Source organism: Vibrio astriarenae, from assembly GCF_010587385.1.
GTDB classification, from domain to species: domain Bacteria; phylum Pseudomonadota; class Gammaproteobacteria; order Enterobacterales; family Vibrionaceae; genus Vibrio; species Vibrio astriarenae.
The window spans coordinates 680,678-694,543 of sequence record NZ_CP047475.1 but is presented as its reverse complement, the minus strand read 5'-3'; the positions used below and the strand labels follow the sequence as shown (position 1 = coordinate 694,543).

Annotated in this window: 11 protein-coding genes; 5 read left to right on the top strand and 6 right to left on the bottom strand. The window is 46.1% G+C overall.

Annotated elements, in window-relative coordinates; all coding sequences use genetic code 11:
* Positions 1–18 precede the first annotated feature (18 nt).
* Positions 19–2,208: an ABC transporter permease subunit gene (locus tag GT360_RS03390; protein ID WP_164647511.1), complete on the bottom strand. Its 2,190-nt coding sequence runs from the start codon at positions 2,206–2,208 to the stop codon at positions 19–21.
* Between the two features lie 352 nt (positions 2,209–2,560).
* On the opposite strand from GT360_RS03390, the gene ppk1 reads away from it, so the two are divergent.
* Entirely contained in the window at positions 2,561–4,678 is a 2,118-nt protein-coding gene (ppk1, locus tag GT360_RS03385; protein ID WP_164647510.1) for a polyphosphate kinase 1, read from the top strand.
* On the top strand, positions 4,659–6,197 hold the full coding sequence (ppx, locus tag GT360_RS03380) for an exopolyphosphatase (protein ID WP_420825433.1): 1,539 nt from the start codon (positions 4,659–4,661) through the stop codon (positions 6,195–6,197). Before ppk1 ends, ppx begins: the two co-directional genes overlap by 20 nt.
* 76 nt (positions 6,198–6,273) lie before the next feature.
* Here ppx and GT360_RS03375 read toward each other — a convergent pair whose 3' ends face one another.
* The 3 genes from GT360_RS03375 to phoB all read right to left on the bottom strand — a co-directional run bounded on the left by GT360_RS03375 (position 6,274) and on the right by phoB (position 9,293).
* Positions 6,274–7,224 carry a PstS family phosphate ABC transporter substrate-binding protein gene (locus GT360_RS03375; protein ID WP_164649557.1) on the bottom strand — a complete coding sequence of 317 codons (951 nt, stop codon included), beginning with the start codon at positions 7,222–7,224 and terminating at the stop codon, positions 6,274–6,276.
* 65 nt (positions 7,225–7,289) lie between these two features.
* Positions 7,290–8,585, bottom strand: coding sequence for a phosphate regulon sensor histidine kinase PhoR (phoR, locus tag GT360_RS03370; RefSeq protein ID WP_164647509.1), 1,296 nt, complete (start codon positions 8,583–8,585; stop codon positions 7,290–7,292).
* Positions 8,586–8,603: 18 nt separating this feature from the next.
* Positions 8,604–9,293, bottom strand: a complete 690-nt coding sequence (gene phoB / locus GT360_RS03365; RefSeq protein WP_164647508.1) for a phosphate regulon transcriptional regulator PhoB — start codon at positions 9,291–9,293, stop codon at positions 8,604–8,606.
* A 292-nt stretch (positions 9,294–9,585) separates the two neighbouring features.
* On the opposite strand from phoB, the gene rdgC reads away from it, so the two are divergent.
* From rdgC to GT360_RS03350, 3 genes are all read left to right on the top strand, one after another.
* Positions 9,586–10,500: a recombination-associated protein RdgC gene (gene rdgC / locus GT360_RS03360; protein ID WP_164647507.1), complete on the top strand. Its 915-nt coding sequence runs from the start codon at positions 9,586–9,588 to the stop codon at positions 10,498–10,500.
* A 165-nt stretch (positions 10,501–10,665) separates the two neighbouring features.
* The gene (gene trhP / locus GT360_RS03355; RefSeq protein ID WP_164647506.1) at positions 10,666–12,066 is read left to right on the top strand and encodes a prephenate-dependent tRNA uridine(34) hydroxylase TrhP; all 1,401 of its coding nucleotides are present in this window, start codon (positions 10,666–10,668) and stop codon (positions 12,064–12,066) included.
* Between the two features lies 1 nt (position 12,067).
* The gene (locus GT360_RS03350) at positions 12,068–12,325 is read left to right on the top strand and encodes a YfhL family 4Fe-4S dicluster ferredoxin (RefSeq protein WP_164647505.1); all 258 of its coding nucleotides are present in this window, start codon (positions 12,068–12,070) and stop codon (positions 12,323–12,325) included.
* A gap of 90 nt (positions 12,326–12,415) precedes the next feature.
* On the opposite strand, the gene GT360_RS03345 is transcribed toward GT360_RS03350, so the two are convergent.
* Both GT360_RS03345 and mepA read right to left on the bottom strand, forming a co-directional pair.
* Positions 12,416–12,733 carry a hypothetical protein gene (locus GT360_RS03345; protein ID WP_164647504.1) on the bottom strand — a complete coding sequence of 106 codons (318 nt, stop codon included), beginning with the start codon at positions 12,731–12,733 and terminating at the stop codon, positions 12,416–12,418.
* 278 nt (positions 12,734–13,011) lie between these two features.
* Positions 13,012–13,848, bottom strand: a complete 837-nt coding sequence (gene mepA / locus GT360_RS03340) for a penicillin-insensitive murein endopeptidase (protein WP_164647503.1) — start codon at positions 13,846–13,848, stop codon at positions 13,012–13,014.
* Positions 13,849–13,866 lie beyond the last annotated feature (18 nt).

The following is a 13,866-nucleotide window of genomic DNA, read 5'->3' as shown; positions in this document are numbered from 1 at the left end:
GAGCCAAAACCTTAATCATCATAGTGCTCGATACTTCTCTCGTAGACGTAAACGAACCCACTCAGCAAGCGAGTTCACAGCAAAGGTAAATGCCAGAAGCAATAAAGCAGCTAGAAATAGAATTCGATAATGAGAGCTGGCAACATCTGATTCCGGCATCTCTACGGCAATGGTCGCAGCCAGTGTTTTCATTCCCTCAAACACATTCCAGTCCATCACTGGGGTATTGCCCGTTGCCATTAACACAATCATGGTCTCCCCCACAGCGCGTCCAAGCCCCATCATCACCGCAGAGAATATCCCTGGACTCGCAGTCAATAGAACCACGTAAACCAAGGTCTGCCATGGTGTGGCACCGAGAGCGAGTGAACCATCGGATAGGTGCTTTGGCACAGAAAATATGGCATCTTCTGCAATCGTAAAAATGGTGGGAATCACCGCAAAGCCCATGGCAAAGCCTACCACCAGAGCGTTTCGCTGGTCGTAACTAATGCCGTAATCGGCTAAGACTCGACGCACATCGCCGTCAAATAGCCACATTTCTATCTCACCACTAAACCAAATCAACACTGTAACTATCACAATAATCGCAGGCATTAAGATCAGTGCATGCCAGCCATTTGGCATATCATCGAGCACTTTACGAGGCAAACAGTGCCATAATCCGCCGACAAGAATTGTCGATAAAGGCAAGAAGATCAGTAAGCTGATGACTGCTGGCAAGTAGGTTTCAACGATCGGAGCAAACCATAAGCCAGCAAGAAAACCGATGATTACGGTTGGAAAAGCTTCCATAAGCTCTACCGAGGGCTTAACCACCTTTCGCATCTGTGGGGACATAAAGTAAGCCGTGTAGATCGCCCCTAAAACAGCAATCGGCACGGCAAACAACATTGCAAACACAGCGGCTTTCAATGTGCCAAAGACTATCGGCGATAAGCTGAACTTGGGCTCAAAATTGTCGCTGCCTGCGGTAGTTTGCCATACGTAGGCGGGCTCAGGGTAACTCTCGTACCACACCTCTTGCCACAAAGACGAAAAGGAGATTTCAGGGTGAGGATTGTTAACTAAAGCGACATCAATCTTATTCTTGGAGTAAGCCAGAACAAACTTTTCATTGCTCGACATTGTCACTAACTCTGGGGCTTGCTCATAAGCTCGCTCAAAGAGCACCAATTTTTCGCTCGTCGTGTAGTGGCTTTGAAGGGTTCCGTTGCGATAGAAACTAAAAAAACCTTTTCTGTAGGTATCTGGTAGTAGTAGCTCTAGCTCAGAAGCAAGTTTAAAATCACGAATAAGCGCAAGTTGCCGCTGCTCGTCTTCAATCACTTCGAACCATTGTGATACCAAACCATCTTGGTGGGTAATCAGTAAAGAGAACGCACCTGCGAGAAAGGTCATATCGGTAGCAAGGTGCTTATCTTCACCATGTGACAAGTCGACCACCTCACGCACCGAGTAGCGATCGTCTTGTCGAGCAATCACCACCAGCTCAGAGCCTGTGCGAACAAACAAGCGCAGGCCGTCGGGTGTCAGTAGAATTTGTTCGGCTTGCAGGTACTGAGCTGGCAACAACTGCTCATAAGGCATCTCATCAACACTGCCCCAGCGAAGGAGAATGCGACCATCATCAAGAAGTCCAGCAAGAGAGAGCTGTTGATTGCTGTAACCAAAACTGAATGCCGCAATCGTGCTACCTGCCAGCTGTAGGTCTCGCACTGGCATCACATGCTCGACACTCGCCGCTAAGCTTTGTTGATTATCATCATAAATAGAGGCGAACTGAGGTCGGTACAGAGTCAGCTGACCCTCACTGTTTGCAGCAGCAAACCAACCCTGGGCACCAGTTTGAGCAACCACCATTTTAGGCTGTTGATAGAGCGAGAAAACATCACTCGGCTCCAGGCTCGGTTGGTTGAGACGCCAATACTCTAACTGACCATTTTCCGATAACAAGTAAGCCTGTTCACCTTGGTCATCAATTCCCGCAAGAACGGGGGATTGTGTGGTTATCTCCTGCTTTAGGTGGCCTACCTCTATCTCAGCATCTGAGAACAGGGGTAACACAACAATGGCGAGGTAGACGAAAATCAATACTAGTGCAGCTAATACACCATTACCTCCAATAGACACGGCAGCACGAAACAAACGATCTTTAATCGCTCGTTTAGTATCACGCTCACGCAGTGAAATGCTTGCTTTTGCCATCTCTATCACTCAACTCCAATAAAACCCCAAGAGACTATGTCATTTAGGTGACACTAATATGACACACCCTATTAAGGCACTGAAAAACCTAACCGCCACAGCGGCATGCCCCAACACTGCTCATCATACAAAATATTGAATTAGAGCAAATTAATCAGGCTAAATTCACTTTAAAAGTGGGAATTATCTATATTTTAAACGACATTTATTATGAACTACTAATTATCACACGAAATGAAATAGAAATGTCATAAAAAAAACATAGAGTCCCTTGTGTTTCTTGCCCTCAGTTCCTTTACCGCTAGTTGAGGGTATATCATCAAGAGTAATATGGCATTGGGAAGGTGCAACCATGAGTGGCGAAAAACTCTACATAGAAAAAGAACTTAGCTGGCTATCCTTCAACGAGAGAGTGCTGCAAGAAGCTAAGGACAAATCTGTCCCTCTCATTGAACGCATTCGCTTTTTAGGTATTTTTTCTAACAACCTTGATGAGTTTTATAAAGTTCGATTCTCTGATGTAAAACGCCGTATCATCATCAGCCAAGAGCAGGGTAAGGACGATAAGTCAAAGCATCTACTGTCTAAGATGCAATCCAAAGCATTCAAACTGAATCAAGAATTCGATGAGGTATACAACGAGCTTATTTTAGAGATGGCTCGTCGCCGAATCTTCCTCGTTAATGAAACCCAACTAACTGAGCCCCAACAGAAATGGATTAAGAAGTACTTCAAAAAAGAAGTTCAGCCTCACATCTGTCCTCAGTTTATAACCAAAGAAACCAACCTACTCTCTTTCCTAAAAGATGAATATGCCTACATCTCTGTTGAACTGACTAAGAATGAGAGTCGACAATATGCACTGATTGAGATCCCAACCGATCAGTTGCCTCGCTTTGTCATGGTGCCGGAAGAAAAAGGCAAACGTCGTAAAACCATCATCCTTTTAGATAACATCATTCGCTACTGTCTCGATGAACTATTTCAGGGCTTCGTTGAGTATGACCAACTTCAAGGACACTCCATGAAGATGACTCGAGATGCGGAGTATGACTTGAGCAACGAGGTAGAACATAGCCTTCTGGAACAAATGTCTGAAGGCATCGAACAACGCTTAACAGCCATGCCTGTGCGCTTTGTCTATGAGAAAACAATGCCTCAGCACATGCTAGACATGCTCTGTGACAAACTTGGAATTTCAAATTACGATAACCTTATCGCAGGAGGCCGTTACCATAACTTCAAAGACTTTATTGGTTTCCCAAATGTAGGCCGTGAGTATCTAGAGAACAAGCCTTTACCGCCAATGGCTTGCGCTGATTTTGATGGCTACAACAACTCTTTTGATGCCATAAAAGCAAAAGACATATTACTTTATTATCCTTACCACACCTTTGACCATGTCTCCGAACTAGTTCGTCAGTCATCTTTTGACCCTAAAGTATTGAGTATCAAGATTAACATCTATCGTGTAGCAAAAGACTCACGTTTAATGCACTCGCTGATGGACGCAGTACATAACGGTAAAAATGTAACCGTAGTCGTTGAACTGCAAGCGCGTTTTGATGAAGAGGCGAACATTGAGTGGGCGAAGATACTGACAGACGCTGGCGTTGAGGTTGTGTTTGGTGCTCCAGGTCTAAAGATCCACTCCAAGCTACTGCTAATCAGCCGGCGAGAAAACGAAGGTGAAATCGTTCGCTACGCGCACATTGGAACTGGTAACTTCCACGAAAAGACCGCCCGAATCTACACCGACTTTTCACTGCTTACCGCCGATAAAGAGATCACTGACGAAGTAAGAAATGTATTCGGTTATATTCAAAACCCTTACCGACCGGTGAAATTCAATCAGCTTATTGTTTCTCCTCGCAACTCTCGTAAGCAGCTTTACCGTCTAATCGACAGTGAAATTGCTAATGCGAAATCGGGAATGGCAGCCGCTATCACACTAAAAGTAAACAACTTAGTCGACAAGGGACTCATCAATAAACTGTATGGGGCAAGCAACGCGGGGGTAGAGATCCGTATGATCATTCGTGGGATGTGCTCTCTCGTGCCTGGGATTGAGGGTGTCAGCGAAAACATCAAGGTAATCAGTGTTGTTGACCGATTCCTTGAGCACCCGAGAGTCATTATCACTCATAACAACGGTGACCCTCAGGTCTACATCTCTTCTGCAGACTGGATGACGCGCAATATTGATCACCGCATCGAAGTGGCGACACCAATAAAAAATACTGAACTAAAACAAAGAATTATTGATATCATCGACATTCAGTTTACTGATACCGTAAAAGCTCGCTGGATAGACAAAGAGATGAGTAACAAGTACGTTGCTCGCGGTAATCGTAAGAAAGTCCGTTCACAATTAGCCATTTACGACTATCTTAAACAAGTAGAGAAACAAACAAGAAAAAGGCAGCAGCGTCTGCTTGAAATAGAGAGTGATGAGTCAGAATCAGCCTAAAGAACCAATGACCTTAGCGCGAAATGTTGCTGCAATAGATTTAGGTTCCAACAGCTTCCACATGGTGGTGGCGAAAGTCGTTGACCAAGATCTGCAGCTCGTAAGCCGTCATAAACAGCGAGTTCGCCTTGCTGATGGTCTCGACGACCACAAGAACCTCGACCACGCTTCCATGGAGCGTGGTCTTGAGTGTCTAGCCATGTTTGCTGAGCGCCTCAAGGGGTTTGATGTTGATAACGTGCGAATTGCAGCGACGCACACCTTACGACAAGCCTCCAACGCTCACGTGTTTATAGAACGAGCAAGAGAGGTGTTGCCTTATCCGATAGAGATTATTCCTGGAGAGGAAGAAGCTCGCCTGATCTATCTGGGAGTCGCACACACTCAAATCCAGTCTGATACGAAACTGGTTATCGATATTGGGGGTGGCAGTACCGAGATGATCATCGGTACGGGTTTTGACGCTAAGCTGCTCAACAGCAAGCAGATGGGGTGCGTCAGTTATAGCAACGCGTATTTCTCAAATGGCAAACTGTCTAAGAAGAACTTTGCCAAGGCCTCGCTGGCAACCCAGCAACGTCTTGAGTCCATCTCCTCAAAATATCGTAAGCATGGATGGGATATCGCACTTGGCTCATCCGGTACCATCAAAGCCGTTCGGGAAGTTCTGATAGGCTTAGGGTATGACGATGGCCGAATCACACTCAAACGCCTCGACAAATTGATCGATGCCCTATGCCAATGGAGCACCATCGATGAAATAGAATTAGATGGTCTCACCGCTGAGCGCAAACCTGTCTTTGCTGCGGGGGTTGCCATACTGCATGCCATTGTCAAAGATCTAAGAATAGACACTCTGCACTTTTCTGAAGCAGCACTGCGTGAAGGGCTTCTTTACGAAATGGAGGATCGCTTTAAGCGTTCTGATATTCGTATGAGAACTACTGAAAATTTAGCCCACAAGCACCGTGTTGATTTAGAACACGCTGAATCGGTCAATCAAACCGCTATGCATTTACTTAATCAAGTTGATGCGGAGTTAGGGATTAGCAAGAAGACAGAGCTGGTTGACCTTCTACAATGGGCAGCCCTGCTGCACGAAGTGGGGTTAAGCATTAGCCTGCAAGCGTTTCATCGTCATTCAGCGTACATTCTGCGCCACACCAATATGCCCGGTTTTAACCAAGAGCAGCAGCAGGTACTCTCAACCTTGGTACGCTTTCAGCGCAAAGCACTCAAGCTGCATGAGATGGAGCCGTTTGTCCTCTTTAAGCGCAAACATATCCTCACTTTAATCAAAATATTGCGCTTGGCGATTGTTCTAAATGGACAGCGCAATGATGAGCCCGTGCCTAAACTGTCCGTCAGCATTGATAAAGAGTGCTGGACACTGAGCTGTGCCGACAGCCACTGGCTCGAAGAAAATAAACTTCTTCAAGCCGATCTCGTGACTGAGCAAGCTTATTGGCAAAATGCAGATTGGGCTCTGAATATCGAATCTCTAGAACAGACAGTGTAAAAAACGGCATGTCCCCTTTGAGTTACTATTTAACTTTGGGAGCATGCCGCTTTAAAGCAATTGAGAATCATACCAGTTAATCTGATTGTGCTGGGAGTAAGGTCAATCCAACTTTTGCCAACTCTTGCTGTGCAATCTCACCACCTACGGATAGATAACCATCATCTTCTACTAACCCTTGTCCCTCTTGAGAAAAGATGAAGCGCACGAACTCTTGCTCGATTGCTGATAGTGGCTTATCTGGGTGCTTATTGACGTAGACATATAAGAACCTGGAAAGTGGGTACTCTCCCGACAAGATATTGTCATGGCTAGGGTGCACGTAATCCTGCCCTCGCTTGGCAACTGGAACCACTCTAGCACCGGATACATGATAGCCAATCCCAGAATAGCCGATACTATTGATTGACGAGCTGACCGATTGCACCACTGAAGATGAGCTAGGCTGCTCGTTGACATTGGCTTTAAAATCACCCGCACACAGCGCATTTTGCTTGAAATAACCGTAAGTGCCTGAAACAGAATTACGGCCAAAGAGCTGCATATTGCGTTTCGCCCAGCGGTAGTTCAAGCCTAGCTCAGACCATCGAGTGACCTGACGATTTTCTCCGCAGCGCAAGGTCACTGAGAAAATGCTATCAAGTTGCCTGAAGTTTAAACCTTCAATAGGGTTATCTTGATGGACAAATATCCCAATCGCATCAATCGCTACACGCAATTGTGTCGGTGGATAACCGTGCTCGCGAATAAACGCTTCCACTTCACGACTACGCATCACTCGACTCATCGGGCCAATCTGGGCCGTGCCCTCAATCAAGGCAGGAGGGGCCGTCGACGAGCCAGATGCTTGTACCTGCACATTGGCGCCCGGATAGAGTTTTCCAAACTCACTTGCCCACAAGGTGGTCATGCCAGCAAGGGTGTCCGATCCCACAGAGAAGAGGTTGCCAGAAATAACACGCTCTTTTTCGTACGGTACTAACAGAGACTTCGCTTCGCTGATAGCAGTGAAGGTCATCAAACTCATACTAATGAGCAATGAAGAGTGAGGAAGACTTTTTAGTCGCAAAGCGTCTCTAATCCTTTGGTTGTTTAAGCAAGTAAGCGAGCCGGCAGAGTAAACGCAAACTCACTGCCCTTACCGACTTCACTTTGAATCTCTAGATGTGAATCATGGTGATTTAACGCGTGTTTTACGATCGCCAATCCAAGACCGCTACCACCCGTGTCGCGCGAGCGCGCCTTATCAACTCGGTAAAATCGCTCTGTAAGACGATGCAAGTGCTGTGGCTCGATACCGTCACCCGTATCGCGAACACTTAAATGCGCGCCTTGGCTATCTTTGTACCAGCTAACGTGAATTTCACTGCCGTCTGGTGTGTACTTAACGGCATTGTAAACCAAGTTAGAAATAGCACTGCGGAGCTGATCATCATCCGCATACACTTTCAATGAGGAATCGATATTGAAGAACAACTTGTGCTCTCTGTCGCCACTTAAGCTGGTCGCCTCTTTCTCGAGTACTTCTAGCATCGCAGGCACATCAACAATATCATCAAGCTCTACATGACTTGAAGCTTCAATTTTTGACAAGGTCAACAACTGCTCAACAAGGCTATTCATTCGGCTAAGTTGCTCAGTCATGACACCATGTGCTTTCGACCACATAGGGCCGACCACCATGTCTGGATCTTCCGTCATCTCCAAGTAACCTTGGAGAACCGTCATTGGCGTGCGCAGCTCATGAGAGACATTTGCAAAGAAGTTGCGACGCATACCTTCCAACTGTTTGAGCTGGCTCACATCACGTACCACCATCAGCAGCTCACCTTCAGTATAAGGTACGATACGCAGCTCGAGCATTCGCTCGACATTGAGCGGCGAACACATCTCTAAAGGTTCAGAAAAATTGCCTTTTTGGAGGTATTTGATGAAGTCAGGCGTGCGAACAAGGTTTGATATTGGCTGACCCGTATCATCAGGCCAGCGAAAGCCAAGAAGGTGTTGTGCTAACTTGTTGCACCATACGATGTTACCTTCAGCCCGAAATACTACCACCGCATCCGGCAGGGACTCTGCACCATTGCGGAAACGACGAATCAGGTTAGTCAGCTCTTTGCGCTTACGACGCGTGCGCTGCTGCATACGGTAAACGCCATTAAACACCCCTTCCCATGGTCCTGAACCGGAAGGGGGGGTTAAGCGTTTGTCATCATACAACCAGGCAGAAAAGCGGACTAAGTTATTAAGATTCCAAACCAGCAAAACCGCGGTTGCAACAAACAGCAACCACGGCATATATCCAAAAATTGCCCCTAAAATTACCCAAGGGGTATAAAAAAAAGCCAGCACCCAAGCCAGCTTCTTCCAGGTTAAACGCTCTACCACTTAACTCTCCAAGTGTATTTACGCTTTTGTCGAGAAACGGTAACCCGCACCACGAACCGTCTGAATTAGCTTGTCGTGACCTGCACTTTCAAGCGCTTTACGCAGACGACGAATATGAACATCAACCGTACGATCTTCCACATACACGTTGGTGCCCCAAACGTTGTTTAGCAGTTGCTCACGGCTGTACACACGCTCTTGGTGGGTCATAAAGAAGTGCAGCATTTTAAATTCAGTCGGGCCCATATCAATAGGGTCTTCACCAGAGGTCACTCGGTGAGAAACGGGGTCTAGGCGCAGACCTTGAACATCAATCACTTCTTCCAGTGCTGTAGGTGTTACGCGGCGAATGACCGCTTTAAGACGAGCCACCAGCTCTTTTGGTGAAAATGGTTTAGTGATGTAATCATCTGCACCCACTTCCAAGCCACGCACTTTATCTTCTTCCTCGCCGCGAGCGGTGAGCATCACAACAGGAATATTGCGAGTGAGCTCTTCACGCTTCATGTGCTTGATGAAGTTAATACCACTGCCACCTGGTAGCATCCAGTCCAACAGAACAAGATCAGGGAAAGGTTCTGCCAACTTGTTTACTGCAGTGTCATAATCCTCTGCTTCAACTGCTTGATAGCCTTTTTGCTCTAGAACAAAACACAACATCTCACGAATTGGTGCTTCATCCTCGACAACCAGGATCCTTCTAGACATGTTTGAATTACCTTATGATTAATCTATTCTCATGGGCTATTAACCCTGCAACTGTAGGCATTATTACCCTTCATTATGACACTTTTGTGACCCTTGAAAACAAAATTTAATATAACTTTTTCCTGACATTCACCAAGGTGAGAGATGGTTGCAGTATTTCAACAAATGACTTGCACGTTACCGTGAGCAATTGCGTGGTCTCTGTTCAGCTAGCATTTTCTTTGATTGACATAAGACAATCGCGATTAAAACCTCTATGATTGGTGCCACTTTAAGGAAACTGAGAATAACTATGTGGTTTAAAAACTGCCTCGCTTATCGCGTTAATCGCGAAATCAACTTCGATGCTGAACAGCTAGAAAAACAGCTACAAGAATTTCGTTTTACCCCATGTGGTAGCCAAGACAAGCAGAAGTTTGGCTGGGTACATGCGATGGGTAAAGACGGCGATATGATGACGCACGTTTCTGAGAACCGAATTCTTATCTGCGCAAAAAAAGAAGAGAAGATGCTGCCTGCATCTGTGATCAAAGACTCGTTGAATGCGAAGGTGGATGCGCTGGAAGCTCAAGAAGGTCGTCCTCTTAAAAAGAAAGAGAAGGACAACCTCAAAGACGACATTATCATGGATCTACTGCCACGTGCATTTAGTCGCAGCGCACTGACTTATGTACTTATTCTACCAAAAGAGGGCTTCGTATTAGTCGATGCAAGCAGCTCTAAGAAAGCAGAAGATGTCCTTGCTCTATTGCGCAAAACCATGGGTAGCCTTCCTGTCATTCCTGCTATTCCAGAAAAGCCAATTGAAAACACACTCACTGAGTGGGTGAAAAGCGGAGAAACACCAGCGGGTCTACAGATGCTTGATGAGGCTGAGCTGAAGTCTGTGCTTGAAGAGGGCGGTATTATCCGCTGTAAAAAACAAGAGCTCACCACCGATGAGATCCGTGCTCACATTGAGTCAGACAAGATGGTGACTAAGCTCGCTCTCAACTGGCAAGACCGCATCGAATTTGTTTTGGGTGACGATGCAAGCATCAAGCGCTTGAAATACTCTGATGAGCTAAAAGATCAAAACGATGATATTCCACGTGAAGATCGCGCGGCTCGTTTTGACGCTGACTTCTCGCTACTTTGTGGAGAATTTAGTGCCTTCCTGCCGAGCCTTTATGAATCGCTAGGTGGTTTGCCTAACCCGAACGCATAAACCGCTGACCATATTTAGGGCTAGCCTTTCGCTAGCCCTTTCTCTATCTCGTTGTCCCCTTTTCAATTGCTATACTTTTATCACTCTTTCGCGTAAAATTTGCGCCCCTTATCCCATTAGGTGGGATCAGCCTGACTTGTGATCAGAAATTAGAGAATTGAAGCAATGACAACTCAAACACCTTTTGTACCTGAACTACTTTCTCCAGCGGGTAGTCTTAAAAACATGCGTTACGCTTTTGCCTACGGTGCAGATGCGGTATACGCAGGCCAACCTCGTTACAGCCTTCGTGTTCGTAATAACGAGTTCAACCACGAAAACCTAAAGATCGGTATTGATGAAGCACACGCGATGGGCAAAAAGCTCTACGTGGTGTGTAACATTCAGCCACACAACTCGAAGCTAAAAACCTTTATTCGAGACCTTAAGCCTGTGGTTGAAATGGGCCCGGATGCACTGATCATGTCTGACCCGGGCTTGATCATGATGGTACGTGAAGCATTCCCTGATATGCCGATTCACCTATCTGTGCAAGCGAATGCCGTAAACTGGGCGACCGTTAAGTTTTGGTCAACTCAAGGTGTTGAGCGTGTGATTGTGTCACGTGAGCTTTCACTGGAAGAGATCGAAGAGATCCGTGAGCAGTGTCCTGAAACAGAGATTGAGGTCTTTGTACATGGCGCACTGTGTATGGCCTACTCTGGTCGTTGCCTACTGTCTGGCTACATCAACAAGCGTGACCCTAACCAAGGCACTTGCACCAATGCCTGCCGTTGGGAATACAACGTAGAGCAAGGCAAAGAGAACGAGACTGGGGATATCGTTGAAGCGTTCGATCCAAATGAAGCGCAAGCTGTTGAAATTCAAGATGAGCGCCCTGAAACCACCATTGGTCGCGGTAAGCCGACTGACGAAGTCGTACTGCTTTCTGAAAGCCACCGTCCAGAAGAGAAAATGGCGGCATTTGAAGATGAGCACGGTACTTACATCATGAACTCAAAAGACCTTCGTGCTATCCAGCATGTTGAGCGTTTGACTAAGATGGGTGTTCACTCACTGAAAATCGAAGGCCGTACTAAGTCTTTCTACTACTGCGCGCGTACTGCGCAGGTTTACCGTAAAGCGATTGACGATGCTGTTGCGGGCCGTCCATTTGACGAGTCACTGATGACAACACTAGAGAGCTTGGCACATCGTGGTTACACTGAAGGCTTCCTTCGTCGCCATACTCACGATGCATACCAAAACTACGACTACGGCTACTCTGTTTCTGACGCACAGCAGTTCGTTGGTGAATTTACCGGTAAGCGCCGTGGTGATCTTGCTGAAGTCGAAGTGAAAAACAAATTCATTGTGGGTGATTCTCTAGAGCTGATGACACCAAATGGCAATGTGATCTTTACGCTTGAGGCGATGGAAAACCGCAAGTCGGAAAGCATCGATGATGCGAAAGGCAACGGTCACTTTGTCTTTATTCCAGTACCAGAGGATATGGATCTGTCCTACGCACTGCTAATGCGTAACTTGAACTCAGGACAAGATACACGTAACCCAACGGGTAAATAATATGGCCCTGCTGATTACCGATAAGTGCATCAATTGTGATATGTGTGACCCTGAATGCCCAAATGGCGCAATCACCATGGGTGACAGTATTTTCGAGATTGACCCAGACCTCTGTACGGAGTGTAAAGGTCACTATGAAAAACCGACATGTCAGTCGGTATGCCCAATTACTAAGTGCATTATCACCGATCCAAATCATGTTGAGACAGACGAGCAACTACTTGAAAAGTTTGTCATTATTCAAGGATTAGCGGATTAACTAGCTGGAAATAAAAAGCTCATCCATAGGGATGAGCTTTTTTGCTTCTGATTATCTATTGCTTAATGTCGCTACTGCTGTGCTAAATGCTTATGGCCCTGGAGCTGTCTTGGCAATCGGAAAAATATTGCAATACAACTCTTTCTCATACTGGAGTTCGAGTTGATCCCTCCAATTGACGGCATTACCTATTGGTAGTAAGAAAAAATCTTCTCTCGCCATATCGGTGACAAACGCAAACCCATACTGCATCATTTCAAAATGCACATCATGAACAAACCCCATAGTAAAACGGGTTCGGCCTGTTAGATGACTCACGTCCTTTCTGGACATCGTTATTGGTTTTGTCTCGCTGCCATATCTCGCTTTTAGCCACTCAGCAAATTCTTTTGCGCAAACCATTGTCATGGGAGTGTCCTCAAGTTACTGAATTAAAGGGAGTAAGCCTCTCTCACCTACAATTCCTCACTTATTCCGCTTTGATGTTCTCCTGCTTCCTTACCTTGCCACAATAAAAAGGTTTGTTGTTATAGACTGCCGTCGGTCAGTGAACACTGATACAGCAGAGAAAGAGTTGAGCAGTGAATGATCAAAGTTCTGTTGTGTTGCTTCCATTTAACCATAGGAAATGATGATCATTTTCTCCAACAAAAAATTGTCTCTAATTTGAACACGTTGAATAAAAACTAGTTTGACACCTGTGCTATCAGAGGCTCACATTGTGGCGGCATGATCTTTTTCGGTCTTGGTTTAGGTTTGGTTTGCACTGCTTTTTTCGGTTTTTCTACTGGTACAGAGCGTGGGAACCAACTGGCTAACTCGCTACCACATCCATCGCCTTTGGGTGGTGCCTTTTGACCCCGACAGTCTTTACTCCCTTCTGGGCAATGCAGTCGCACATGCATGTGGTAATGATGTCCCCACCAAGGCCGTACCTTTTGCAGCCACACCGTATCACCCTCTTCGAGCTCACAAAGCTGCTTTTTGATCACTGGGTGAACAAATATTCTCGCCACATCTGGCTGAGTGGCTGTCAGCTTAAAAAGCTCAAAATGCTCCGGTCGCCACTGATCTTTTTTCAACGTGTAATAATCTAGGTCCACCAAACTTTGTGGCTTAGGTTTCTGTAGTTGTTCTTTGGTCCAAGGCGTTGCTTCCAACTGGAGCCAAATATCGATATCTAGGCCCGTTTGATGACTGGTGTGTCCTGACGAAAACTGACCACCACGCGGCAACGACATATCAGCTACTAACAGACGACGATGAGATGTTGCAAAAGTTTGACGAGAGAGTTTTTCTATAAAACGAATAGCGCTGGGGTGAGCGAAGTTGCGTCTATTTTGACTGCGTAAGACTTGATACCCCTCACCATCCAGAGGCAAGGCTTCCCCTCCAATAAGGCAGCCATTAGCGTAGTGACCAACCGACTGTGCTGGCGCAGTGCTTGGGGTGCTTACTCTCTCCCATGGAGAGGCATAGCTCAAACTCGACATGACTAATAAACAAACGACCCATCGCTTCATAGACCTCTCCTTGTCTGT

What these genes read in the sequence shown, in the direction of transcription:
- GT360_RS03390 (WP_164647511.1), bottom strand. Translation starts at nt 2,208, where the DNA reads ATGGCAAAAGCAAGCATTTCACTGCGTGAGCGTGATACTAAACGAGCG.
- ppk1 (WP_164647510.1), top strand. Translation starts at nt 2,561, where the DNA reads ATGAGTGGCGAAAAACTCTACATAGAAAAAGAACTTAGCTGGCTATCC.
- ppx (WP_420825433.1), top strand. Translation starts at nt 4,659, where the DNA reads ATGAGTCAGAATCAGCCTAAAGAACCAATGACCTTAGCGCGAAATGTT.
- GT360_RS03375 (WP_164649557.1), bottom strand. Translation starts at nt 7,224, where the DNA reads ATGAGTTTGATGACCTTCACTGCTATCAGCGAAGCGAAGTCTCTGTTA.
- phoB (WP_164647508.1), bottom strand. Translation starts at nt 9,293, where the DNA reads ATGTCTAGAAGGATCCTGGTTGTCGAGGATGAAGCACCAATTCGTGAG.
- rdgC (WP_164647507.1), top strand. Translation starts at nt 9,586, where the DNA reads ATGTGGTTTAAAAACTGCCTCGCTTATCGCGTTAATCGCGAAATCAAC.
- trhP (WP_164647506.1), top strand. Translation starts at nt 10,666, where the DNA reads ATGACAACTCAAACACCTTTTGTACCTGAACTACTTTCTCCAGCGGGT.
- GT360_RS03350 (WP_164647505.1), top strand. Translation starts at nt 12,068, where the DNA reads ATGGCCCTGCTGATTACCGATAAGTGCATCAATTGTGATATGTGTGAC.
- GT360_RS03345 (WP_164647504.1), bottom strand. Translation starts at nt 12,733, where the DNA reads ATGACAATGGTTTGCGCAAAAGAATTTGCTGAGTGGCTAAAAGCGAGA.
- mepA (WP_164647503.1), bottom strand. Translation starts at nt 13,848, where the DNA reads ATGAAGCGATGGGTCGTTTGTTTATTAGTCATGTCGAGTTTGAGCTAT.